At 76.6% G+C, this 26,206-nt stretch carries 10 protein-coding genes; 4 read left to right on the forward strand and 6 right to left on the reverse strand.

The features are described from left to right. The first annotated feature begins 11 nt into the window (after positions 1-11). A complete protein-coding gene (locus ACIP5O_RS26115; RefSeq protein ID WP_401297197.1) occupies positions 12-1,610 on the forward strand; it encodes an amino acid adenylation domain-containing protein in 1,599 nt (532 codons plus the stop codon). Between the two features lie 53 nt (positions 1,611-1,663). Beyond that, complete coding sequence (locus tag ACIP5O_RS26120) at positions 1,664-2,995, forward strand: MFS transporter (RefSeq protein WP_401297198.1); 1,332 nt, start codon at positions 1,664-1,666, stop codon at positions 2,993-2,995. On the opposite strand, the gene ACIP5O_RS26125 is transcribed toward ACIP5O_RS26120, so the two are convergent. Then, on the reverse strand, positions 2,989-3,213 hold the full coding sequence (locus ACIP5O_RS26125; RefSeq protein ID WP_356540039.1) for a helix-turn-helix transcriptional regulator: 225 nt from the start codon (positions 3,211-3,213) through the stop codon (positions 2,989-2,991). The genes ACIP5O_RS26120 and ACIP5O_RS26125 overlap by 7 nt on opposite strands. A gap of 275 nt (positions 3,214-3,488) precedes the next feature. Here ACIP5O_RS26125 and ACIP5O_RS26130 point away from each other — a divergent pair, with 275 nt between their 5' ends. Both ACIP5O_RS26130 and ACIP5O_RS26135 read left to right on the forward strand, forming a co-directional pair. Continuing rightward, complete coding sequence (locus tag ACIP5O_RS26130; protein ID WP_401297200.1) at positions 3,489-4,502, forward strand: LuxR C-terminal-related transcriptional regulator; 1,014 nt, start codon at positions 3,489-3,491, stop codon at positions 4,500-4,502. A 219-nt stretch (positions 4,503-4,721) separates the two neighbouring features. Further along, entirely contained in the window at positions 4,722-5,258 is a 537-nt protein-coding gene (locus ACIP5O_RS26135; protein WP_401297202.1) for a hypothetical protein, read from the forward strand. 133 nt (positions 5,259-5,391) lie between these two features. Here ACIP5O_RS26135 and ACIP5O_RS26140 read toward each other — a convergent pair whose 3' ends face one another. The 5 genes from ACIP5O_RS26140 to ACIP5O_RS26160 form a co-directional block, all read right to left on the reverse strand. Further along, positions 5,392-5,628 (reverse strand): hypothetical protein, encoded by a 237-nt coding sequence (locus ACIP5O_RS26140; protein ID WP_401297203.1) that lies wholly within the window; start codon positions 5,626-5,628, stop codon positions 5,392-5,394. A gap of 138 nt (positions 5,629-5,766) precedes the next feature. Next, complete coding sequence (locus tag ACIP5O_RS26145) at positions 5,767-7,095, reverse strand: MFS transporter (RefSeq protein WP_401297205.1); 1,329 nt, start codon at positions 7,093-7,095, stop codon at positions 5,767-5,769. Positions 7,096-7,192: 97 nt separating this feature from the next. Then, positions 7,193-7,393, reverse strand: a complete 201-nt coding sequence (locus ACIP5O_RS26150; RefSeq protein ID WP_125662063.1) for an MbtH family NRPS accessory protein — start codon at positions 7,391-7,393, stop codon at positions 7,193-7,195. A gap of 189 nt (positions 7,394-7,582) precedes the next feature. Further along, a complete protein-coding gene (locus ACIP5O_RS26155) occupies positions 7,583-18,115 on the reverse strand; it encodes an amino acid adenylation domain-containing protein (RefSeq protein ID WP_401297208.1) in 10,533 nt (3,510 codons plus the stop codon). Beyond that, positions 18,112-25,995 (reverse strand): amino acid adenylation domain-containing protein, encoded by a 7,884-nt coding sequence (locus ACIP5O_RS26160; RefSeq protein WP_401297210.1) that lies wholly within the window; start codon positions 25,993-25,995, stop codon positions 18,112-18,114. The genes ACIP5O_RS26155 and ACIP5O_RS26160 overlap by 4 nt, the downstream gene beginning before the upstream one ends. Between the last annotated feature and the right edge of the window lie 211 nt (positions 25,996-26,206).

The following is a 26,206-nucleotide window of genomic DNA, read 5'->3' on the forward strand; positions in this document are numbered from 1 at the left end:
GGCAGAACCCCGTGACCCCCGACGACACCCCGGTTCCCCTGCGCATCGCCCGGCAGGCCGCCCAGACACCCGACGCCACCGCCGTCAGCGCCCCCGAGGGCGAGCTGACCTACCGCACGTTCGACCGCCGGGCCCGGGCCGTGGCCGGGGAACTGCGCGCGGCCGGCGCGGGCCCGGAGGACACCGTGCTCGTCGGCACGGGCCGGGGCGCCGACTGGGCGGTCGCCGTCCTGGGCGCCTGGTACGCCGGCGCCGCCCCGCTGCTCGTCGACCCGGCGGCCCCCGAGGAGCGGCTGCGGACGCTCCTCGACGCCGCCGGCACCCGGTACGCGGTCGTCACCGGGCACGCGGCCGCGGCCGCGCTGCGCCGCCGGTCCGGCGGGGAACTCTTCTGGGCCGGCACCCGGGGCGACCTCCCGGAGACCGCCCCGGAACCGGCCGCCGTCGCACCGGGCTCGCTCGCCTACGTCCTGTTCACCTCCGGCTCGACCGGCAGGCCCAAACCGGTCGCCGTCGGCCACGCCGGCCTGGCCCGGCAGACCGGCGCGCTCGCCGCGCGCTACGGCCTGACCGCCGCCGACCGCGTGCTGCAGTTCGCAGCGCCCGCCTTCGACGTGTCGCTGGAGGAGGCCCTGCCGACCTGGTGCACGGGCGGCACGGCCGTGTTCCTCGACGACAACCTGGCCCCGCCCGCCGAACTGGAGCCCTTCCTCGCCCGACGGCACGTCACCCTCGTCAACCTGCCCACCCCCTACTGGGCCCAGTGGGCCAAGGACCTCGCGCGCCGCCCCCGGCCGCTGCCACCCGCCCTGCGCCACGTGGTGATCGGCAGCGACGCGGGCCGCACCGCGGACCTGGACCGCTGGTACGCGGCCGGCGGGCCGCCCGTGACCAGCGCCTACGGCCTCACCGAGTCGACGATCACGGCCACCTGCCACGAGACCCGCCCGGGACCGCCCACCGGCCCCGCCGACTCCACCGGCTCCGCCGACTCCACCGACCCCACCGGCTCCGCCGACGAGGTCATCCCGCTCGGACTGCCCCTCGACGGCGTACGGGCCTACGTCCTGGACGGGGTGATGGAACCGGCGGCGGACGACGAGGCGGGCGAGCTGTACCTCGCCGGGCCCTGCCTGGCCCGCGGCTACCACGGCCGGCCCGCCCTGACCGCCGAACGGTTCGTCGCCGACCCGTTCGCCGCCCCGGGCGAACGCATGTACCGCACGGGGGACCGGGTCCGGCGGGCGCCCGACGGCACCCTGCGCTTCCTCGGCCGCACCGACGACCAGGTCAAGATCCGCGGGCACCGGGTGGAGCTCAAGGAGGTCGAGACGGCCGTCGCCGCCCACCCGGACGTGGTGGACGTCGTCGCCCGCGCCGTGCCGCACCGGGGCGAGCCGCGGGTGGTGGCCTACGTCGCCGCCGCCCCCGGGCGGGCCCTGGACGGAGAGACGCTGCGGCGGCACGTGGCCGCGCGGGTGCCGGGCCACCTCGTCCCGGCCCGGACGTGCGTCCTGCCCGCACTGCCCCGCACCCCGGGCGGCAAGCTCGACGTGCGCGCCCTGCCCGACCCGTTCCCGCCCGAACCCGCCCTGCCTCCCGCCCCCTGAGCGGATCCGGCCCGCCGGACCCGCCGCCGCCCGCCCAGCAGACAAGGAACCCCGTGTCCCAGCCCACCGCCGCCCCCGATCCCGCCGCCGACGCGGTCGCCCCCTCCCCGCCGGACGGCGCCGCGCCCACCCCGCGGCAGCGGCGCGACTTCCGCCGCTTCATGGCCTCGCACGTGTGCGACGAATTGGGCGGCAGCATCACGTACGTGGCCCTGCCGCTGACGGCCGTGCTCACCCTGAACGCCTCGGCGTGGCAGGCCGGCGCGCTCGCCGCCGCCGAGAGCGCGGCGTTCCTGCTGCTCGGACTGCCCGCCGGCGCCTGGGTCGACCGGATGCGCCGTCGCGACGTCATGATCGCCGCCGACCTGGCGCGGGCCGTGCTGCTCACCGCCGTGCCCGTGGCCTGGCTGCTGGACGCCGGCTCCATGACGCTGCTGTACGCCGTCGCCCTGCTCCTCGGCTGCGCGCGCCTGTTCGGCGACGTGGCCGACCAGAGCTACCTGCCCTCCCTGGTCGGCCGGTCGAGCCTGATCGAGGGCAACTCGCGCCTGGAGACCGTACGGTCGGGAACGGAACTGGCCGGCCCGGGCGCGGCGGGCTTCCTCGTACAGCTCCTGGGCCCGGTCGGCACCCTGGCCGGGCAGGCCGTCACCTCCCTCGCCTCCGCGACCCTGCTGGGCCGCATCGAGGCGCGGGAGGAACGGCCCGCCCCGCGACCCTCCGGGCACGGCGGCCTCCTGCCGGAGATCAAGGAGGGGCTGCACCACGTCCTGCGCCACCGCGTGCTGCGGGTGATCGCGCTCGGTACGGCCTCGGTCAACCTCTTCCTCAGCGGGATCTTCGCCCTGGAGACGCTGTTCCTGACCCGCACGGTGGGCCTGCCGCCCGCGGCGGTCGGCTGGCTCCTCGCCACGGCCGCGCTCGGCTCCGTCCTCGCCGCGCTCGTCACCCAGCGGCTCTCCCGGTGGCTGGGCGCGGCCCGCCTGACCTGGCTGTCCCTGCTCGCCGCCATGCCCTTCGGCCTGCTGCTGCCGCTGGCCGGACCGGGCTGGCGGACGGGCCTGTTCGTCCTGGGCGCGCTCGTGCAGTCGGCGGGCGTGACCACGTACAACATCTGCCAGGTCGCCTACCGGCAGACCGTCTGTCCGCCGCACCTGCTCGGCCGGATGACCGCCACCATGCGGTTCCTGGTGTGGGGCGTGCTGCCGGTGAGCGGCCTGCTGGCCGGTGCCCTCGGCGAACTGGTGGGCGTGCGCGACGCGTTGTGGGTCCTGACGGCCGGACTGACGGCCACCCCGCTGATCCTGCTGTGCTCGCCCCTGCGGCGCATGCGGACCTTCGAAGGCGCCGGTACCGAGGACGGGGCCGTGGTCCCGGTTCAGTAGCCGGGACCGTACCCCAGCCGGAACGCCAGGTGCGCCAGTTGGATGCGGTTGACCAGGCCGGTCTTGCCACGCAGCCGGCGCACGTAGGTGTCGACCGTGTGCGGGCTGAGCCCCATGCGGCGGGCGATGATCCGGTACGTGCACCCCTGCGCGAGGTGGGCGAGGACCTCCTGCTCGCGGGGCGAGAGCGCGAGGCCCGACAGGGTGTCCCCGGACATGACGGACTCCGGCGGAACGGGCGCGGACTCCCGGACGGCGACGGGAACCGTTACGGCTGAAAACGCTCTCGACAGGGTTTCCTTCGAGGAAAGTCCGGTATCCACTCTGCTCCTTCACGTGTTCATGGCGGCGTTCCGCGAGCCGACTCGCCGCCGAAGCTGCTCATGAGCAGCCTTTCGGCTTGCTTATGCTGACGCCAGGGGGTGGGCGCCTCACCAAGGTGCCTGGCAGCAAAGCGACCCGGGGTGAAGGCATGCAAAATGGGGCAAACGCGTTGTCCGATCTCGACGACGTAGATCTCGACGTCTACGGCTGGGTGCTCCAGCACCGCACGATCGAGGCGGACGCCGTCGCCGAAGGGACCGGGCGCACCGCGCGGGAGGTCCGGCTCAGCGTGGAGCGCCTGCTCGGCGCCCAGTTGCTGCACCGCAGCCCGGAGGACGACTCCGTGGCCTTCGCGGTGGCGCCGGACACCGCCGCGTCCCGGCTCGCCGCGCCGCTGGAGGAGGAGATCCGCACGCGCCAGCGGGAGATCAGCGGCATCCGCGAGGAGCTGGGGCGCTTCATGCCCCGCTACCTCCAGCGCCGCTCCGTGGGCGAGGCGCTGGAGGTGCTGGAGAACGTCGAGGACGTGCGCGGCGCGCTCAACCGGGCCTCGGACCGGTGCCGCCTGGAGGTCCTCACCAGTCAGCCCGGCGGCGGCAGCCGGGTGCCCGAGGCGATGCAGGAGGCGCTGCGCCGGGACGAGGCCATGCTGAGGCGGGGCATCTCCATCCGCAGCCTCTACCACCACACCGCCCGCTTCAACGGTCCCAGCCAGGCGTACGTCGCCGCCGCCTCCGCGCTCGGCGCGCAGTACCGCACCGCGCACGAACTCTTCGGCCGGCTCATCGCGTTCGACCGCGAACTCGCCTTCATCCCGGTGCCCGACGGCAGTTGGGGCGCCGTGGTGATCCGCGAGCCCGCCACCGTCGCCTACCTGTGCGACATCTTCGAGCAGGCCTGGGACCACGCCACCCCCTTCTCCAGCGCCGTCGGCCAGGGCCTGGAGGAGGTCGCCCGCGAGATCCACGAGACGATCATCCGGCTCCTCGCGGCCGGGCTGAAGGACGAGGCCATCGCGCGGCGGCTCGGCATGTCCCTGCGCACCGCGCGCCGGCACATCGCCGACATCATGGAGGAACTCGGCGCCGGAAGTCGCTTCCAGGCAGGGGTCGCCGCGGCGACGCGAGGACTCCTCGACGACCCCGGGGCCGCGGGACCGGCCGGGGAGGCCGCCGCGGACTGATCCGCCGCGCCCCGCGCCGCCGCGATCCGCCAGTGTCCCGTCGCTCCCGTCGCCCGGGGCGGCCGTGTGTGTCACGGGTTTCGGGGAACGCGTTTCCGTGGCTGGTATGCATCGGGTGCGATGAACGATGCTTCCCCGACGGGATCGCGGCACGCGCGATCCGGCACGCACGGCGGACGCGGTGCGTCGGCGAGCCGTGCACGGATTGAGGGGCGCAGGATGAACATGCCGGTCGACGGGCCAGCGGCGGGACTTCCACAAGGGGATCCCGAGGTCCGGCCGACCGGCGGACCCGCCGGCCCGGCCGAGGACCACCTACGGGAGGTGGCCCTCTTCGTCGCCCTCCACCTCGGGCGCGCTCCCGGGGTCCTGTGGCCGGAACACGACCATCCGCTCGTCGGTGACGAGGCGGAGGACACGGAGGACACGGCGGACGACGCGGTGGGGCCGGACGTGGAGCTGCTCGCCGCCCAGATCGCCGCGGCGACGGGACTAGTCGCCCGCCCGGCCCCGGTCGGCGTCCCGCACGGGCACCTGCTGGTCCATCAGATGGCGGGCGCGACCACCTGGAGCGTCGTCGGATCCGGCGAGGACGGCCGGGACGCCTCGCTCCGCTACCGGCTGCGCGCGGGCGAGGTGCTGTACGTCCCCGAAGGCTGGGCGCGCACCGCCGAGCCCACCCCCGTCGCCCGCTGGACGGTCGTCGTGCTCCACTCCGGCGGGCCGGAGCAGCCGGAGCGGCCGGCGACGAACTGAGGGGAGGTCTTCCTGCCCCGCCCCCGTCTTCCTGCCCCGCCCCCCACACCCCTCACGCACGGAACGAGGCGTCCACCAGGGCGCCTCGTTCCGTGCGTTTCACCGGTCCGTTCGTCTCACCGGGCCGTTCGTCCTACTGGACCTCTCGCTGCCCCGGGCCGCCGCCCCAGGAGGTGTCCGTCGGGGGCTTCGGGCGACCCGAGCCGCTCGTCGTCGTGTCGGTCGTCACCGGGACGACCACCACGGGGCGGTCGCCCGCCGTGACCCGGGTGTCGGCCCCGTCGGACAGGGCGTTCGCCGCGGTCCCCGTCAGGGCGGCGGCGAAGGCGGCGGTTACGGTGGCCACGGTCAGTGCGAGACGCTTCGTCATGCTGTTCCCCCAGCAAGTCGGTGGTGTGCGGGCCCGGTTGTGTCGTACCGGGCCTTCGGTCGTTGTCGTGCAGGACCAACCCTGCCGCCACGGCCACCCCACGGCGATCCGTTCGGCCGCTCATCAAGTTGCCTGTCCCTAAGGTGAGGGGTGGCAAACCTCCATATCTCGCGCATAACGGTCGCCCTTCGGCGCCCGGGGAGAGGGTGGCGCGTCCAACTCCCGCCACACGGGGAACACCAGAGGCGCCACCGTGACCCCGAGGTAGACCACGCCGGTCGCCACCAGCGCCCGGGTCACGCCCCAGCCGTCCAGCACCGGGCCCGCCGCCAGCATGCCCAGCGGAGTGGCCGCCAGGGCGCAGGCCGTGAGCATGCCGAAGACCCGCCCGCGCACCGCCTCCGGCACCCGCTCGTAGGCGACGGACATCATCAGCGGAGCGAGCACCCCCGACCCCAGACCCGTCAGGGCGAGCAGCGGCAGCAGCACCCAGGGCGGCGGTCCGACGGCCAGCGCAGTGCAGCGCACCGCACCGACCAGCAGGAACCCGCCGACGAACAGCGCCCGGCGCGGAAGCCGGCGCCCGATCCGGCCGTACACGGCCGCCCCGAGGAGGGCGCCCGCCCCGATCGCGGTGACCATCGCCCCGAACAGCCCGCTGCTGCGCAGTACATGGGTCCCGTACGCCGGGTAGAGCACCCCGTTGAGCGCGCCGTCCAGCGCGTTGGTCACCAGTAGCACGGTCGCCACCGCCCGCACCGGCCGGTCGCCGCCCAGGTACGCCCAGCCCGCCCGCAGGTCCGCCAGGTACGACGCGACGGCCCCGCCCGGACCGTCCTGACCGCCCCGGCCGTCCTGCCCGGCCGGTCGCGGCCCGGACGGCAGCAGGACCACCACCAGCGCGCAGCACAGCAGGGCCGCGCCCACGTCGGTGCACAGGGTGCGCACCGGGCCCATGACGGCGATGAGCAGGCCCGCCAGGGGCGCTCCGGTCATCAGGCCGATCCTGCGGGCCGCCTCGACCGCGCCGGTGCCCGCCTCCACCGTGACCGAGGCCCGCTCCACGGCGGCGGGCAGCAGCACCTGGCGCGCGGTCTCCGCGGGGCCGCGGGCGGCCCCCACGACGAAGGCCAGGACGACGAGCACCGGCAGCGCCAGCGCGTCCAGAGCGTGCAGCAGCGGGATCAGGGCGAGCGCCGCCGCGGTCAGCAGGTCCGCCCCCGCGCTGACGGCCCTGGCCGGCAACCGGTCGACCACCGGGCCCGCCAGCACGGCCGAGCAGAGCAGGCCCGCGGTCTCGGCCGCCGCGACCAGGCCGGTCCAGGTACCGCTGCCGGTGCGGTGCAGGACGAACCAGGGCACGGCGACCAGGGTCGCCGCCATCCCCAGCGCGGACACGCCGGCGACGGCGACGAGGGCCGCCAGCGGTGCCCTGTGCCAGGAGGGCGAGAACGTTCGTGGGTTCATTGCGGTCCCTTCCTCGGGTCCTCGGGGGGGAGACGCGCGCCGCCCGGCGCTCCACGGCAGCGGAGCGCCGGGCGGCGCGCGTCCGTCGGTCGTCGGGTCAGCCGGCCGTGCTCAGCCGCAGGCTGAGCGGGCGCATGTCGGTCCACACCCGCTCGATGTGGGCCAGGCACTCCTCGCGGGAGCCCCGCACGCCCCGCGGGTGCCAGCCGGCCGGAACGGGCCGGCCCGCCTCCCAGAGGGAGTACTGCTCCTCGTCGTTGGCCACGACCAGGTACTGGCGCTTCGTCTCGTCGTTCACGGTGTCTCTCCTCGTCGTCCACCGGTTCGGTTCACCGGTCGGGTCGGGTCGGGTCGGGTCGGGTCGGGTTGGTCGGGTCGGGTCGGTCGGGTCGGGTGAGTCGGGTTCTGGGATCACCGGCCGGTGCCGGTGGGTGGTGGGCGGTGGACGGTCCCGTACGGTCCGCCCACCGCCCGGCCGGTCAGCGGGTCATCCGCCGGAGCCGGCAGGATCCGCCGCGTCGGCGAGCGCCCGCGCGAGCCGGTCCGCGAGGACCGCGCTGTGCGGGGGGTCCACCAGCGTGTGGTGGTTGCCGGGGATCCGGATCCGGTGCACGGCGCTCGTACGCGCCCGCCAGGGGGCCGGGTCCACCAGCGCGGTGGCGAGGTCGGCGTGCACCTCGTCCACCGTGAACAGGTGGACCGGCGCGTCCAGGACCGCCCCGGTGCGGTACGCGGCGGCCGCGACGCCGTTGGCCGAGGCGACCCGCAGCATCCGGCGCAGCGCCTGCGGGGCGCCGTGCCTCGGGAGGCTGCCGTTCTCGCGGCCCTTGCGGACCAGGGCGTCGAGCAGCGCCTCCTCGTCGAGCGCGCGGGCCCGGTCGGCATCGAGACCGGCCGCGAGCCCGTGGCGCAGCAGGTCGTCGTCCGCGGCGTCCGGCACGGCCCCGGCACGCGGGCCGGGAGCGGCCGAGTCGATCAGGCCGAGGAAGGCGACCCGCTCGCCGGCGGCCTCCAGCCGGGCCGCGACCTCGAAGGCCACGGTCCCGCCGAACGACCAGCCCGCCAGCAGGTACGGGCCGGAGGGCACCTCCGCGCGGATCTCCGCGAGGTACCGCTCCGCCATGGCGGACACCTCGTCGAGCGGCGTCTCGTCGGTGTCGCAGCCCACCGCCGTCACGCCGAGCACCCGCCGGGGGCCGTCGGAGGTCGCCGCCAGCTCCCGGACCAGGTTCAGGTAGCAGACGACGTCGCCACCGCGCGGGTGGAACAGGATCAGCGGGGGACGGTCGTCGCCGCCGTCGGAGAGCGGCACCACGAGCCTGCCGGACGCGGCGGCCGCCTCCGGCAGCGCCTCGCACAGCAGCTCCACCGTCGGCCTGCGGAAGACCAGGCTCAGCGGGAGGTCCACCCCGAACTCGGCGCGCACGGACGACATCAGTTCGAGCGCCTTCAGCGAGTGGCCGCCCAGGGCGAAGAAGTCGTCCCGGACGCCCACCGGTCCGGTGCCGAGCACCCCTTCCCAGAGGCGGGCCATCCGCAGTTCGGCCGCGTCGCGCGGGGCCACCGGCGGCTCGTCGCCCGGGCGGCCGGCGCCCGGTGCCACCGCGGGCAGGGCCCGGCGGTCGAGCTTGCCGTTCGGGGTGAGCGGCAGCCGCTCCAGCGGGACCAGGACGCCGGGCACCATCGGGGCCGGCAGCTCCTCGCGCAGGACGTCGCGCAGGGCCGCGGGATCGCCCTCCCCGTCGCGCCAGACCACGTAGCCGACGAGAAACGCGTCCACCCCCTGCCCCCGCACGGCGACGGCGGCCGCCGCGACCTCGGGGCGGCGGACGAGCGCCGCCTCGATCTCGCCCGGCTCGATGCGGTGGCCGCGCACCTTCACCTGGCTGTCCGCCCGGCCCCGGTACTCCAGGCCGCCGTCGGGCAGCCTGCGCACCAGGTCACCGGTCCGGTACAGCCGGCCGCCCGCGTCGAACGGGTCGGCGACGAACCGCTCGGCGGTCAGGGCGGGCCGGTCGTGATAGCCGTGGGCCACCCCGTCGCCGCCGATGTACAGCTCGCCGAACACGCCCACCGGCAGCGGCCGCAGCCGCCCGTCGAGCACGTGCAGCCGGGTGTTGGCGAGCGCCCCGCCGATCGGCACCGGCCCGTCGGGGTCCTCGGGGCGCAGGCGGTGCGCGGTCGACCAGACGGTCGTCTCGGTCGGCCCGTACACGTTCCAGACGGTGCCCAGGGCGGACCGCATCCGGGCGGCCAGCGCCGTCTGCAGCGCCTCGCCGCCGCACAGGGCGCGCACCCCGGGGCTCTCCCAGCCGGCTTCCATGAGCAGGTGCCAGGTGGCGGGCGTGGCCTGGACGACGGTGGCCCCGGCCGAGTCCAGCTCCTTGGCGAGGAGCCTGCCGTCCCTGGCCGTCTCGCGGTCGACGACCCGCACGCCCGCCCCGCAGGTCAGCGGTACCAGCAGCTCCAGTACGGCGATGTCGAAGGAGGCGGTGGTGACGGCGGCGACGACGTCGCCGGGGCCCGTCCCCAGCCTGGCCGTCATGTCGTGGGAGAAGTTGGCGAGGGCCCGGTGCGGCACCATGACGCCCTTGGGGCGTCCGGTCGAGCCGGACGTGTACAGGACGTACGCCAGGTCCTCCGGATGGACCGCGACCGGCTCCGGAGCTCCGGCCGGCGAGGGGTCGTCGACCAGCGCGGCGACGTCCAGGACCCGCACCGGGCCGCCGGCCCCGGGTGCGTCCTCCGCGCCGCCGGAGGCGATGAGCAGCCGCGCGCCGCTGTCCGCCAGCATGTGGCCGATCCGCTCGGCCGGGTAGGCGGGGTCGACCGGCACGTACCGGGCGCCGCTGCGCAGGACGCCGAGCAGGGCGACCGGCAGCAGCACCGACCGGTCCACGCCCACGGCGACCGCCGTGCCGGGGCCCGCGCCGAGCGCGGCCAGCCGGCCGGCCACCCGGCCCGAAAGCTCCCACAGACCGGCGTAGTCGAGCCTGCGGCGCCCGTCGTCGACGGCCGTCGCGCCCGGGGTGCGCGCCGCCTGCTCCCCGATCCGTACGTGCAGCGGCGCGTCGGGCACCGGCTCGGCGGTGTCGTTCCAGTGGGCGGCGGCCTCCGCCTCCCGTCCGGCCGGCAGCAGCGGCAGCGCGCCGACGCGGGTGCCGGGCGCCGTGACGGCCGCCGACAGCAGTTCGAGCAGGGCCGCCGCAAGGCGGGCGACGCTCGGCCGTTCGAAGAGGTCGGTGGCGAACACGGCCTCGCCACGCAGCTCGCCCGCCTCCTCCGTGAAGTACAGCGACAGGTCGAACTTCGAGGCCGAGCTGTCCAGTGCGAGGGCCTCGGCCGCGAGCCCCGCCGGCAGGCGCGGCGCCACCGGCTCCTCGTTGAGGACCAGCATCACCTGGAACAGCGGGTTGCGGCTGAGGTCGCGCTCCGGGCGCAGCTCCTCCACCAGCCGCTCGAACGGCACCTCCTGGTGGGCGTAGGCCTCCAGCGCCGTGTCCCGGGCCCGGGACACCAGATCGGCGAAGGCGGGGTCGTCGGAGAGGTCGGCGCGCAGGACGAGGTTGTTGACGAAGAAGCCCACCAGCGGCTCCAGTTCACCCCGGTCCCGGCCCGCGACGGGCGAGCCGACGGCCACGTCCTCCGTACCGGCCCAGCGGCCGAGGAGCGCCTGGACACCGGCCAGCAGCACCATGAACAGGGTCGCCTCGCGGTCCCGGCCGAGCGCGCGCAGCCGCTCGACGAGCGGCGCGGGCACCGTGAACGAGTGCCGGTCACCGCGCCCGGAAGGGGTGGCGGGACGCGGACGGTCCGTGGGCAGGTCGAGCGGAACGAGCCCCGCCAGGCGCTCGCGCCAGTGGCCGAGCTGCCGCTCCAACGCGTCCCCGGTCAGCCGCTCGCGCTGCCAGGCGGCGAAGTCGCGGTAGGACACGGCGAGTTCGGCGAGCGGCTCGGCGCCGTCCTCGGTCCGCGCCCGGTAGGAGGCGAAGAAGTCCCGCCAGAACACCCCGGCCGACCACCCGTCGAAGGCGGCGTGGTGGGCGACCACCACGAGCAGGTGCTCGCGCGGCGCGGTCCGGATCAGCCGGGCGCGCACCAGGGGGGCGCGGGACAGGTCGAAGGGCAGGGCGGCGTCCGCCTCCGCCAGCTCCCGCGCCCGCCCGTCGGCCGTCACCGGGTCGCCGGACAGGTCCGTGAGGACCGGCTCGAACACGTCGGCCGGCTCGGTCACCAGGACCGCGGCCCCCTCGGGCCCGTCCTCCTCGACGCGGGAGCGCAGCACCCCGTGCCGGACGACCACGTCCCGCAGGGCGTCCAGGACGGCCCGCGCGTCGAGCGCCCCGGACAGGCGCAGCGCGCCGGGCATGTTGTAGTCGGGGCGCCCCGGCTGGAGCCGGTCGAGGAGCCACAGCCGCTGCTGGCCGAAGGAGAGCGGCGAAGGACCCGGGGGCAGGACGGGGACGGCGGGCTGCTCGTCCGCGCCGAGCGAGGCCAGGGCCCGCGCGAAGTCCTCGGCGACCGGATGGCGGAACAGCGACCGCATCGGGACGTCCAGGCCCAGGAGCCCGCGCAGCCGGGACACCACCCGGGTGGCCTTCAGGGAGTGGCCGCCCCGCTCGAAGAAGTGGTCCCGGACGCCGACCGGGCCGTCCCCGAGGACCTCCTCCCAGACCTCCGTGACCGTCCGCTCCAGCGCCGTGCGCGGTGCGAGGTACGCGCGTCCGGTGCCGTCCGCGCCCGGTGCGGGCGCGGGCAGCGCCTTGCGGTCCGTCTTGCCGTTGGGCGTCAGCGGCAGCGCGTCGAGCACCACGACCGACGACGGCACCAGCGCGGCCGGCAGCGTCGCGCGCACCGTGTCCGACACCTCCGCCGTACCACCGGACGGGGCGCCGTCCGCGTGCCACTCCACGTAGGCGACCAGGGCGCGGTCGGCGCCCTCGCCGTGCGCGGCCACCGCCGTACGGGCCACGGCCGGGTGCCGCAGCACGGCGGCCTCCACCTCGCCCAGCTCCACGCGGTGCCCGCGCACCTTCACCTGGTTGTCGCGCCGGCCGTGGAACTCCAGCACCCCGTCCGCCCGCAGCCGGGCCAGGTCGCCCGTCCGGTACATGCGGCCGCCGGGCGGACCGTACGGGTCGGGGACGTAGGCGGTGGCGGTGCGGCCGGGGTCGCCGAGATAGCCGCGGGCCACACCGCGCCCGGCGATGAACAGCTCGCCGATCGCACCGGCCGGGAGCAGCTCCAGGCGCGGACCGAGGACGCGCACCCGGGCGCCGGGCAGCGGCCTGCCGATCGGGACCCGGCCGCGCGCCACGTCCTCGTCCGTGACGACGTGGTACGTCGTGGTGTTGGTGCACTCGGTGGGCCCGTACTGGTTGACGAGCCGCAGCCGTCCCGGGGTGCCGAGCGCCCGGGCCGCGTCGGCGAGCGGCGCGGTGAGCGCCTCGCCGGTGGTCAGCACCAGCCGCAGGTCGGCGGACGGACCGGGGGACGCGGCCACGACCAGGGCGAGCATCGACGGGACGACGGACAGCACCGCGGTGACCCGCTCGGCGTGCAGCAGACGGGCCAACGCGTCCGGGTCGTCCGCCTCGTCACCGGTGGCCAGCACGACGCGGCCGCCCGTCGACAGCGGGGCGAACAGGTCGCGCACCGACGGGTCGAAGGTGAGCGCGGTCCGCGCGAGGACGGTGTCCTCCTCGCCCAGGCCGAACGTGCCGGTCAGCGCGGCCAGGTAGCCGGTGATCGCGGCGTGCGGCACCGCGACTCCCTTCGGGCGCCCGGTGGAGCCCGAGGTGTACAGCAGATAGGCGAGGTCCCCGGGACCGGCCGCGGCGGGCAGGGGCGTGTCCGGCAGCGCGTCGATCTGCGCCCGGTCCCGCTCCAGGTCCAGTACCGCCACGCCGTCCGGTATCCCGGCGGCCGGAACGGAACCGGACGGGTCGTCCGCGACGGCGCCGGGCAGGCCGTCCGTCACCACCACCCGCGCCGCGCTGTCGGCGAGCACCGTACGGACGCGTTCGGCCGGCTGGTCGGGATTCACCGGTACGTACGCCGCGCCCGCCTTCAAGGCGGCCAGGACGGCGACGACCGTACGGGTGCCGCGCCCGGTCGCCACGGCGACCGTCGCACCCGGGGCGGCGCCCAGCTCCCGCAGCCGCCGGGCGAGCCGGTTGGCGGCGGCGTCCAGCTCCGCGTACGTGGTGGCACGCCCCCCGCAGGTCACGGCGACCGCGTCGGGCCGGCGCCGGGCCTGCTCCTCGACCAGGGCGTGCAGGGTCGTCGCCCGGGCGGGGAACTCCCGCTCGCCGGGCGCGTCCGTGCCGAGCAGCGCGGCGCGCTCCTCCGGCGCCAGCACCTCCAGCCGGGACAGGGGAGCGTCCGGGTCGGCCGCCGCGGAGCGCAGCAGCCGCGCGTAGTGCCCGGCGAAGCGCTCCATCGTGGCGTGGTCGAACAGGTCGGACGCGTAGCTCAGGGTGCCGGTGAGACCGCCCGGGTGCTCGGTGAGGGCGAGGCTCAGGTCGAACTTGGCCGTGCCGTTCGCCGTGTCGAGGGAGGTGGTGCGGATCCCGTCCAGGGGCAGCGTGTCCAACTGGTCGGGGTGGAGCTGGAAGAGGACGTCGAAGAGCGGGTTGCGGCTCAGGTCGCGCTCCGGACGCAGCTCCTCCACCAGCCGGTCGAAGGGCACGTCCTGGTGCTCGAAGGCGGCCAGCGCCGCCTCCCGCACGCGCCGCACGGCCTCGCCGAACGCCGGGTCGCCGGACAGGTCGGTGCGCAGCACCAGCGTGTTGACGAAGAAGCCGACGAGCGGCTCCAGCTCGGTGCGGTCCCGGCCCGCGACGGGGGAGCCGACGGCGAGGTCGTACTGCCCGGTCCACCGGGCCAGCAGGGACTGGAAGCCGGCGAGCAGCACCATGAACAGCGTCGCCCCGCGCTCGCGGGCGAGGGCGCCGAGCCGCTCGGCGAGTCCGGCCGGCAGCTCGAAGGCGAGCGACCCGCCCGCACCGGTCCGGACGTGCGGCCGGGGCCGGTCCGTGGGCAGCTCGAGGGAGGGCAGGTCGGCGAGCCGCTCGCGCCAGTGGGCGATGCCGCGGTCGGCCGCCCCCTCGGCCAGCCGGCGCTGCTGCCAGTGGGCGTAGTCGCCGTACTGGACGGGCAGCGCGGGCGGTACGGGCCGCTCGCCGCGCCGCAGGGCGGCGTAGGCGTCCGACAGCTCCCGCCACAGCACCGGCATCGACCAGCCGTCGCCCACGGTATGGTGCAGGACCAGGACGAGCAGGTGCTCCTCGGCGTCCACGCGGACCAGGCGGGCCCGCAGCAGGGGCGCCCGGGTCAGGTCGAACGGGGCGGCGGCCTCGGCGTGGGCCAGGCCGAGGGCCCGGGAGCGGGCCTCCTCCCGCGGCAGCCCGTCGAGAGCGGTCACGACCGGCACGAACACCTCGGCCGGCTCCACGTGCTGGACGGGCCCGTCCGGGCCCTCGGTCAGCCGCGAGCGCAGGACCTCGTGCCGGACGACCACGCCGCGCAGGGCGTCGAGCAGCGCGTCGGCGTCGAGCGCGCCCTCCAGGCGGACGGCGACGGGGATGTTGTAGTCGGGGCGGCCCGGCTGGAGCTGGTCGAGGAACCACAGGCGCTGCTGGGCGAAGGACAGCGGCGCCGTGGAGCCGGCGGGACGCGGGACGACCCGGTCCGTGGCGCTGTCCGGCGCGTCGGCGCGCAGCGCGTCCAGGGCGGTCGCGAACCGTTCGAGCACCGGGTGTTCGAACAGCAGCCGCAGCGGCACCTCGGTGCCGAGCCGCACGCCGAGGCGGGACACCGCCCGGGTGGCGCGCAGGGAGTGGCCGCCCAGCGCGAAGAAGTCGTCGTGGCGGCCGACCCGTTCGGCGCCGAGCACCTCGCCCCACACCTCGGAGACGAGCCGCTCGGTGGCGCCGTCCGGCTCCTCGAACCGCGCCCGGCTCACCGCCGGCCCGTCGGGGGCGGGCAGGGCGCGCCGGTCGAGCTTGCCGTTCGGCGTCGTCGGCAGGCCGGGCACCGGCACGATCGCGGCGGGCAGCATGTAGGCCGGCAGCCGCTCCGCGAGGGCGCGGTGCAGCGCGTCCGGGGCGGCTTCGGCGCCGGGGGCGGCCACCACGTACGCGACCAGGCGCGGTTCGCCCGGGGTGTCCTCGCGGACGACGACGGCGGCGCGGCCCACGCCCGGGCACCGGATCAGCTCCGCCTCGACCTCGCCCGGCTCGATGCGGAAGCCGCGGATCTTCACCTGCTGGTCGGCGCGGCCCAGGTAGTCGACGGTGCCGTCGGGGCGCCGCCGCGCCAGGTCCCCGGTGCGGTACATGCGCGCCCCGGGCGGCCCGTAGGGGTCGACGGCGAACCGCTCCGCGGTCAGCCCCGGCCGGCCCAGGTAGCCGCGGGCGACGCCGGTGCCGCCGACGCACAGCTCGCCGACCGCGCCCTCCGGCACCGGACGCCCGCGCTCGTCGAGCACGTACAGCCGGGTGTCGTCCAGGGCCGAGCCGATCGGCACCCGGCCCCCCACCGTGCCGCCGTCCCGGGGGTCCACCCGGTGGGCGGTGGCGAACGTCGTCGTCTCGGTGGGGCCGTAGGCGTTGACGAGCACGGTGCCGGGAGCCGCCGCCAGGGCCCGGCGGAAGGACGCGGCGCTCGCGGCCTCGCCGCCGGTCCACACCTCCCGCACCTCGGTGAGCAGCTCCACCCGCTCCTCGACGACCAGGTCGAACAGGGCCGCCGTCAGGAACAGCGCGGTGATCCGGTGCTCGCGCACCAGCCGGGTGAGGGCGTCGGTGCCGATCCGGCCGGGCGGCGCCATCACCACCGTGCCGCCGGTCAGGAGCGGCGTCCACACCTCGTAGGTGGAGGCGTCGAAGGCGAGCGGGGAGTGGGCGAGGACCCGGCGGTGGGCCGTGCCGAACGCGGAGTCGCGGGCGAGGGCCGCGACGTTGGCCCCGGTGACGCCGATGCCCTTGGGCTCGCCCGTCGACCCGGAGGTGTACATGACGTAGGCGAGCCGGTCGGGCGCGCACGGCACCGCGCCGCCCGGGGCGACCGCCTCGTCCCGCCGGTCCTCGGTCGCGTCGAGCACCGGTACGGGGGAGTCCGCGGCGGCCTCGTGCCCGGCCAGGGCCGGATCGGTGAGCAGCAGGCGGGCGCCGGTGTGCTCCAGCATCCAGCGCAGGCGCCGCACGGGGAAGGCCGGGTTGAGCGGCACGTAGGCCCCGCCCGCCTTCAGCACTGCCAGCATCGCGACCGGGACGTGCACGGAGCGCTCCATGAGCAGCGCCACCGGCGTCTCCGGGCCCACCCCGTCGGCCCGCAGCCGCGCCGCCAGCGCGTCCGAGCGGGCGTCGAGCTCGGCATAGGTGAGCAGGTCGGCGCCGCAGACCACGGCCGTCGCGCCGGGGGAGCGGCGGGCCCGGTCGGCGAACAGGCCGACGGGCGTGGCCGGAGCCAGGTCGGTCCGTACGGGGCCGTGGCCGTCGGCGACGATCCGGGCGGCGGCCCCGGCGTCCGGCAGCAGCTCCGCGAGCGGCCGGTCGGGGTCCTCCACCGCCGCGGCCAGCAGCTCCAGGTAGTGCCCGAGCAGCAGTTCGGCGGTGGCCGGGTCGAACAGGTCGGTGTCGGCCACGAGCGAGCCGGTGCAGCGGTCGACCCCCTCGGAGACGAACACGCTCAGGTCGAACAGGGACGCGCCGAAGTCGCACGGCACCCGCTCGACCGACACCCCCGGCAGCCGCAGCGCCGCCGTCTCCTCGTCCGCGGCGGCGAACATCACCTGCACCAGCGGGTTCATGTCGCCGGACCGCTCGGGGTTCAGGTGCTCCACCAACCGGTCGAACGGCACCTCCTGGCGGTCGTAGGCGTCCAGCGACACCCGGCGGACCCGGCCCAGCAGCTCGCGGAAGCCGATGTCGCCCGACAGGTCGGTGCGCAGCACCAGCGTGTTCACGAAGAAGCCGATCAGCGGCTCCAGTTCGACGCGGTCCCGGCCCGCGACCGGCGTGCCGACCGCGATGTCCGTACGGCCCGAGACCCGGGCCAGGACCGCCTGGAAGGCGGCGAGCAGCGTCATGAAGAGGGTGACCCCGCGCGCCTCGGCCAGGCGCCGCAGCCGGTCGGTGAGCTCCTGGTCGAGGGCGAACTCCACGGTGTGGCCGGCGCCGCTCCGCCGGGTCGGCCGCGGCCGGTCGGCGGGCAGCTCCAGCGGCTCCAGGCCGGCCAGCCGCTCCTCCCAGTGCCGGAGGCCGGCGTCCAGGGCGCCGCTCGCCAGGCGCTCCCGCTGCTCGCGGGCGTGGTCCTGGTAGGTGACCGGCAGGGCGGGGCGGTGCGCCGGCACGCCCCGCAGCAGGGCCGCGTAGCCCTCGGACAGCTCCTTCCACAGCAGCGACATGGACCAGCCGTCGGTCGCGACGTGGTGGACCACGAGCACCAGCACGTGGTCCTCCGCCCCGAGGCGGATCAGCAGGGCGCGCAGCAGCGGCCCAGCGGCCAGGTCGAACGGGCGGCGCGCCTCCTCCCGCGCCAGGTCCAGGGCCCGCGCCACGACGTCCGGCGCCCCGGGGCCGTCACCGGTCGCGCCCAGGTCGAGCAGGGCCAGCGGCACCTCGTCCGGGGCCGGGAGCACCACCGGCACCGGCTGCCCGTCCCGCTCCTCGAACACCGTCCGCAGCGGCGCGTGCCGCTCCACGACCCCGGTCAGGCTCCGCCGCAGCAGATCCCGGCGCAGCGGGCCGCGCAGCCGTACGACCTCCGGTATCGCGTAGCCGGGCGCGCCGCCCCGCATCCGGTCCACCAGCCACATGCGCTCCTGTGCGAACGAGGCGACGGGCTCGGCGGCCGGACCGGCCCCCGCCGTCCGCGGCGCGTCCGCGGCGGGCGCGGGCGTCCCGTCCGCGTCGGCCGTCGTCCGCGCCAGGGCGGACCGCACCCGGCGGCGCATCATCTCGCGGGCGGCGGCCGACCGGTCGGCGGCGCCCGGTGTGCTCTCCTGGATGGTCACGAGGTCTCTCCCTGCGGTGCGTGGGCCACGAAGGACGTGGGGGACGTGCTTGCGGTGGTGGACGAGGGGGGCAGTGCGTCGTCCGCCGTCGAGGCGGCGATGTCGGCGAGGAGGGCGGTCTCCACCGCCGCGGCCAGCGCGGCGACGGTCCGCTGTTCGAACAGCGTGTGCAGCGGCAGTTCCAGCGCCAGCGCCTGGCGCAGCCGCGCCGCGACCCGGGTGGCGCTCAGCGAGTGGCCGCCGAGGGCGAAGAAGTCGTCGTGGCGTCCGACGCCTCCGACCCCGAGGACCGCGCACCACACGGCCGCGACCAGCTCCTCGATCTCGCCGTCCGGCGGTTCGTGTCCGGCGGGCGCGGCGGCCGGCGCCGGCAGGGCCCCGCGGTCGAGCTTGCCGTTCGGCGTGACGGGCAGGCCGTCCACGACGACGACCAGCGGCACCATGTACTCGGGCAGGGCCCGCGCCAGGCCGTCGCGCAGCGCCGCCGGGTCGGGGGCTGCCCCCGGCTCCGGCACGGCGTAGCCGACGAGCCTGCGCTCGCCCGGGGCGTCCTCGCGGACGACGACCGCCGCCCGCTCCACCCCGGGCTGCCGGGTCAGCGCGGTCTCGATCTCGCCGAGTTCGATCCGGAAGCCGTGGACCTTCACCTGGTCGTCGGTGCGGCCGAGGTATTCCACCGCGCCGTCCGCCCGCAGCCGCGCGATGTCGCCGGTGCGGTACATCCGCGACCCCGGCGGCCCGAACGGGTCGAGCGGGAAGCGCTCCGCGGTCAGGGCGGGCCGCCGCAGATAGCCGCGGGCCAGACCGGCCCCGGCCAGGAACAGCTCGCCCGGGAACCCGACCGGCACGGGCCGGCCCTCCGGATCGAGCACGTACAGCGCGGTGTTCCAGATCGGCCGCCCGATGGGCACCGGGCCCCCGTCCTCGCGGCGGCACTCCCAGTGGGTGACGTCGACGGCCGCCTCGGTGGGCCCGTACAGGTTGTGCAACGGTACGTCGAGCACGTCGAGGAAGCGGTTCTTCAGCTCCTCGGGCAGCGCCTCGCCGCTGCACACCACCCGGCGCAGCGAACGGCAGTCGGCGGCGGCGGGCTCGGCCGTGAACACGGCGAGCATGGACGGCACGAAGTGCGCGGTGGTGACCGACTCCTCCTGGATCAGCCGCGCGAGGTAGGCCGGGTCCTTGTGGCCGCCGGGCGCGGCGACGACGAGCGCGGCACCGGTCAGGAGCGGCCAGAAGAACTCCCACACCGACACGTCGAACCCGAACGGCGTCTTCTGCAGCACCCGGTCGTCGGGCCCGAGGCCGTACCGGTCCTGCATCCACAGCAGCCGGTTGACGATCGCACTGTGCTCGACGACGACGGCCTTGGGCCGCCCGGTGGAACCGGAGGTGTAGATGACGTAGGCGGGATGCGAGGGCAGCGGACCGGAACCGGCGCACGCCGCCGGGGCGGCCGCCTCGTCGCGTTCCGCGTCCAGGAGCAGCCGGGGCACCGGGACGCCGGCCGGGAGGTCCGCGTCGACGTCGGAGGCGGTGAGCAGCAGCACCGGCGCCGCGTCGGACAGCATGAAGGCGATCCGCTCCGCCGGCAGGGACGGGTCGACCGGCAGATAGGCCGCGCCCGACTTCAGGACGGCGAGCAGCGCCACGACCAGCTCGGTCGACCGGTGCAGCGCGACCGCGACGATCTCCTCCGGACGCGCGCCCCGGCCCCGCAGCGCGGCGGCCAGCGCCTCCGCCCGGGCGTCGAGTTCGGCGTAGGTCAGGCGCTCGTCCGCGAACACGGTCGCGAGGGCGTCCGGGGTGCGGGCGGCCTGCCGCGCGAACAGCTCCGCGAGCGTGGTGCGCGGCACCGGCACGGCGGTGTCGTTCCCTCCGGCGATCAGCTCGTGCTGCGCGGCGGAGACGACGTCGACCGCGCCGACCGGCGTGTCCGGCTCCTCGGCCACCGCCGTCAGGAGCCGTTCGAGGCCCTCCGCGACGCTCCGCGCGGCCCGCGCGTCGAGGACGTCCGGCCGGTGGTCGAGGTGCAGCCGCAGCCGCTCGCCCGGCAGGACGAGGAGGTTGAGGGTGTAGTGCGTCGCGTCCGTGCCGTCCACGGCGGTGAGCCGCACCCCTCCCGCGAGGTCGCGCATCCGCTCCAGGTCCAGCGGGTAGTTCTCGACGACGACCGCCGTGTCGAACAGGGTGCCGAGCCCGGCCGCGTGCTGGATGTCCGCGAGTCCCAGGTGCTGGTGGTCCATCAGCGGCGCCTGCTCGTCCTGGAAGCGGGCCAGGGCGTCGAGCAGGGTCTCCTCGTCCCGCACCCGGAAGCGCACCGGCAGCGTGTTGATCAGCAGCCCCACCATGTCCTCGACGCCCGCGACCGGCGCGGTGCGCCCGGAGACCGTGCCGCCGAAGACCACGTCCGTACGGGCGGTCAGGCGGGCCAGCAAGATCGCCCACAGGCCCTGGACGACGCTGTTGAGGGTGATGCCCGCCGAGCGGGCCCGCCCGGTGAGCCGGGCCGTCGCCTCCGCGGACAGCTCCACCGTGGTCCGCTCGGGCAGCGCGCCGAGCTTGTTCGGGTCCGCCGAGCCCAGCAGCGTGGGCTCGTCCAGGCCCGCCAGCGCCTCCCGCCAGGCCGCCGTCGCCGCTTCGCGGTCCTGCCCGGCCAGCCGGGCCAGGTGGTCCCGGTAGGGCACCGCAGGCGCGGCGACCGTGCGGGGCGCGGTACCGGTCGACTCGGCGTAATCGGTGAGGAGTTCGCGCAGCAGAATGGCGGAGGACCAGCCGTCCCACAGGATGTGGTGGTTGGTCATGAGGAGCCGGTGCCGGTCCTCGTCCGTGCGGACCAGGGTGAAGCGCACCAGCGGCGGCCGCTCCAGGTCGAAACGGCGGGCCCGGTCGTCGGCGAGGAGCCGGTCGAAGGCGGCGTCGCGTTCCCCCGCCGGGCGCGCGGTGAGGTCGACCGAGGCCCACGGGACCTCGACGGCTCCGGTGACCACCTGCACGGGCCGGTCGAGCCCCCGGTCGGTGAAGGCCGCCCGCAGGGCCTCGTGCCGGTCCAGGAGGGCGCCGCAGGCCCGCCGCAGGGCGTCCGCGTCGAGCGGACCGTCCAGGGTGAGCACGAGCTGCCCGGTGTACGCGTCCGTGCCCTCGGTGTCGAAGGCCGCGTGGAAGAACAGGCCCTCCTGGAGCGGCGACAGGGGCAGCACGTCGCTCAGCCCCGGGTGGTGGCCGGCGAGGGCGTCCACGTCCGCGCGGGACAGACCAGCCGGCGCGAGGTCCGTCCGGACGGGAGCGGACGCGCGGACCCGGGACGCGGCCAGCAGGCACAGGGCCTCCCGCCAGGCGTCGGCCAGCGCGTCGGCCTCGTCCCGTGCCAGCAGGCCCTCCGGCCAGGTCAGCACGGCGGTGAGCGCCGGACCGGCGGGCCCCTCCACGGCCAGCGCGTCGATCTGGAGGCAGTGGTCGACGGGCATGGCCGGGTCGGCGTGGGCGGCCAGCCCGCCGGCGCCGGGCGCCGGGGACCAGGGCGCGTCGCCCGCCCCGTCGAACCGGCCCAGGTAGTTGAAGAGCACGCGGGGCCGGGGGAGTCCGGCCAGCTCGCCCGCGGTCGCCGGGTTCAGCCGGCTCAGCAGGCCGTACCCGGTGCCGTGGTCGGGGACCGCGGCGAGGCATCCGTGCACCCGCGCCGCGAGGGCGGCCAGCGCGTCCCCGTCGCCCTCCCGGGCCGCGGCCGCGTCGAGGCCGCGCAGGTCGAGGCGTACCGGGTACTGGGTGGTGAACCAGCCCACCGTGCGCGACAGGTCGTGCCGTCCCGTGCGGTCGGCCCGGCCGTGGCCCTCCAGGTCCAGGAGCAGCGAGTCCGGACCGCGGTGCGGGGCGACGCGGGGGTGGTGGACGGCCAGGGCGAGCGCCGTCAGGAGCACCTCGGCGGGCCCGGTGCCCAGGGCCGCCGGCACCGACGTCAGCAACGGCCCGGCCGTCTCCGCCGGAAGGGTCAGCGTGCGGGTGCGGGTGGTGCCGACGGTGTCCCGCACCGGGTCGGGCACCCGGTCCCAGGGCGCGGGCACTCCGGCGCGTTCCGCCCGCGGGGCGTCGTCCCCGGACGCCGTGTCGTCTGCTCCGGGCGCGGCGGACCCGTCCTCCGGGGCCAGGGTCCGGCGCCAGTACGGCAGTTCGGCCAGTACCCCGGGGGAGACGGCCAGCTCCTCCAGGTGGGCGGTCCAGGCGCGGAACGAGGTGCCCGTGCCGTACGGGAGCGGCGCCGGGTCCCGGTCGTCGGCCGCCGCGTCCCAGGCGGTGGCGAGGTCCTCGATCAGGACGCGCCAGGACACGCCGTCCACGGCCAGGTGGTGGACGCACAGCAGCAGGTCCGGCGCCCCGTCGTGTCCCTCCCACCGCACGGCCCGCACCAGCACGCCCCGCGACGGGTCCAGCTCCGCCGCCGCGTCCTCGCCCGCGGTCCGCGCGTCGTAGGGCCCGGCGCCCCGGCGCAGCACCTGCGCGGCGTCGACCGAACCGGGTTCGCCGACCACCAGCGCGGGCCGGCCGTCGGAGCCCTCCACCACCCGCGTCCGCAGCGCCGCGTGGCGGTCGAGGAGCGTCCGCAGGGCGCGGACCAGCCGGGCGTCGTCCGCTCCGGCGGGCAGGGTGAGGGTCATCGACTGGCCGAACCGGCCGATCGGCCCCGGCCCGTCGAGCAGCCACCGCATCACGGGCGTCGCCGCCGACTCCCCGCAGGCCTCGGCCGGCTCCGGCGCGGCGACCGGCGCGCCGGACCCGGTGAGGGGGGCGAGGGCGGCCGGGGTCTTGTGCCGGAAGACGTCGCCCAGGGTGAAGGCGAAACCCTTCCCCCGGGCACGGCTGACCAGGGTGAGGGCGGCGATGCTGTCGCCGCCGAGGGAGAAGAAGTTGTCGTCGGGCGCGACCTCCCGGCCCAGCACCTCGGCGAACAGCCCGCACAGCACCCCTTCGGGGCCGTCGGCCGCCTCCCGCGCCGCTCCCGCCGGTGCCGTCTCCCGCTCCGGGGCCGGCGCGGGCAGCGCCCTGCGGTCGACCTTCCCGCTGGCCGTCAGGGGCAGGGCCTCCAGGGCGACGAAGGTGTGCGGCACCATGTAGGGCGGCAGGAACCGCCCCAGGTGGGCGGTGAGCTCCGCCGGGGCGGCGACCGCGCCGCCGGGCTCCGGCGCGACGAAGGCGACCAGGCGCCGCCCGCCGCCCGGCGCGGGCCGCACGTCGACGGCCGCCTGCCGCACCGAGGGGTGCCGGCCGAGGACGGCCTCGATCTCGCCGAGCTCCACGCGGTAGCCGTTCACCTTGACCTGCCGGTCGATGCGGCCCAGGTACTCCAGGTCGCCCTCCTCCGACCAGCGCACCAGGTCGCCCGTGCGGTACATCCGCGTCCCGGGGACGTCCGAGAACGGGTCGGGCACGAAGCTCCCGGCGGTGAGGCCGGGACGTCCGAAGTACCCGTGCGCCAGACCGGGGCCCGCCACGCACAGCTCGCCCGCCGCGCCGGGCGGCAGCAGCCGCAGCCGGGAGTCCACGACGTAGGCGCGGTGGTTGGCCATCGGCCGCCCGATCGGCGGCACCCGGCCGTCGGAACCGGGCGCGCACCGGTGCATCGTCACCTCGACGGTGGCCTCGGTCGGACCGTAGCCGTTCCACACCTCACGGCCCCCGGCCGCCCACCGCGCCACCGCGTCGGCCGACGGCGCCTCGCCGCCGGTGGACAGGAAGCGCAGCGAGGGCACCGCGCCGGGGTCCAGCAGCGGCAGCAGCGCGGACGGCAGGTCGGCGACGGTCACCCCCCGGTCGGCCATCAGCGACTGCAGCCGGTCCAGGTCCGTCCGCTCCCCGTCGGTGGCGAGCACGAGCGTGCCGCCGCTCAGCAGCGCGCCGAACACGTCGAGCACGGACACGTCGAAGGACAGCGCCGCGAAGCCCAGGAACCGCTCGCCCGCCCCCTGCCCGGCGCGGACGCCGGCCACGGCCAGGTGGGCGTGCACGAAGTCGACCGCGGCCGCGTGCGGCACGACGACGCCCTTCGGCTCGCCGGTGCTGCCCGAGGTGAACAGCAGGTACGCGGCGGAGAGCGCCGGCACCACGGCCCGGCCCGGCCCGTGCGGGGCGTCCACCTCCCGTACCGCCGCCTCGCGCACCGGCACCACGGCGACGTGCTCCGGCAGCGCCCCGGCGGCGTCCGCACCGGCGACGACCGCGCCGATCCCGGCCCTGTCCACCACGTACGCCACGCGCGCCGCGGGCAGCGCCGGGTCCAGGGGCACGTAGCAGCCGCCCGCCTTGAGGACGCCGAGCAGCGCGGCGACCATCGCGGGCGAGCGGTGCGCCCGTACGCCGACCGGGCGGCCCGGCCCCGTCAGCGGGCGCAGCCGCCGCGCCACGTCCTCGGCCCAGGCGTCGAGGGCGCCGTAGGTCACCTCCTCGCCGTCGCAGACGACGGCGACGGCGTCGGGGGTCCGCGCGGCCTGCTCCTCGAACAGCTCGTGCAGACAGCGGTCCGCCGGCACGTCGGCGGTCCCGCCGTCCGCGAAGGCGGCGAGGCGCCGCTCGTCGTCGGGGGTGAGGAGCTCCAGGGAGTCGACGCGGGCCTCCGGCCCGGCCGCGGCCAGGGCGGCGAGGAACCGCGTGAACCGGGCCCGGTGGCGGTGGGCCTCCGCCTCGTCCACCTCGGCCGCGGCCCCCTCGACCTGCACGGTCAGCGGGCCGTCGCCGCCCCGGTCGTAGACGTTGACGGTGAGGTGGTCCACCGGGCCGACCGACAGGTTGTGCGCGGTGGCCGGGGCCCCGGCGAAGTCCAGGCCGTAGTCGAAGGACATCAGGTTGACCGTGGCGCCCCACAGCGGCGCCCCCGCGTGCGCCTCCTCGATGCGGTACCGCTGGTGCCGCAGCACCTCCTTGATGCCGGCCGAGGTGCGGCGCACCAGGTCGCCGAGCGGCGTCGCCCCGGTCACGGACAGGCGCAGCGGCAGGACCCGCGAGAACATGCCGGGCGTGCGGCGGGCCGCGGCCGTGGCCCGCCCGGTCACCGGCAGCCCGAGCACGACGTCCTCCGTGCCGTTCACCCGGTGCAGATAGGCGGCCGCCGCCGCCATGACGAGCGCCGACCAGAGCGTCCCGTACGCCCGGGCCGCCCCGCGCAGCAGCCGCGCGTCGTCGGCGGGCAGGTCGCCCCGCACCCGTACGACCCCGCTCGTCGGCGCGGCGGGACCGCCCTCGGCGGGCCGTCCGGCGAAACCGACGGGTTCGGGCGCGTCCGCGAGCACGTCCCGCCAGAACGCCCGGTCGGCCTCCCGGGTCCCGGAGGCGAGGTACGCCTCCTCCTCCGCCACGACCTCCCGCCACGGCGCCGCGTCCGACGGCGGCGCGGACTCCCCGGCGGCCAGCGCCGAGTAGTGCGCGGCGACCCGGCGGGCGAGGAGGGGACCGCTCACGCCGTCGGCGACGATGTGGTGGTAGCCCTGCATCCAGCAGGAGGACGCGGGCCCGGTGCGCACCAGCAGCTGCCGGTGCACGTCGCCGGCGGCCGGGTCCATCGGCCTGTCCAGCTCGGCCCGCATGCGCGCCTCGGCCGCGGCCGGGGGATCGGCCTCGCCGCTCACGTCGACGGTCTCGAGCACGAACGGCCGCCGCCCGGCCGGCCGCTGCCGCACCGCCCCGTCCGCCTCCTCGAAGCGCATGCCGAGCACCTCGGTCTCCGCCAGCATCCGGCGCAGCGCCTCCTGGAAGAGGCCGGGGTCCACGGCCCCGTGGATCTCCAGGTACTCGCCGATGGCGAAGTCACGGCGCAGGGGGTCCAGCCGCTGGGCGAACCAGACACCGGCCTGCGCCGAGGTCAGGGGCAGCGACCCGTGGTCATCAGTGGACATGGGGCGGGGTCTCCTCGGTTTCGTTCGACGACGACGCGAGGACCACCTTCCGTGAGGATCGACCGCCCTGAAAGTCCCAGGAAACCGCCTCTTGACAGGCCTCCCGAGGGTCGCGTCCGTTCCCGGTCACGCGAATCCGTGACACCGCGTGAACCGCGCCCTGCGTCGGAACCGGCAGGGCGGGTAGCCGTGTCGTCCGGACGGGAGAGAG

Source organism: Streptomyces sp. NPDC088915 (assembly GCF_044749825.1).
Lineage (GTDB): Bacteria > Actinomycetota > Actinomycetes > Streptomycetales > Streptomycetaceae > Streptomyces.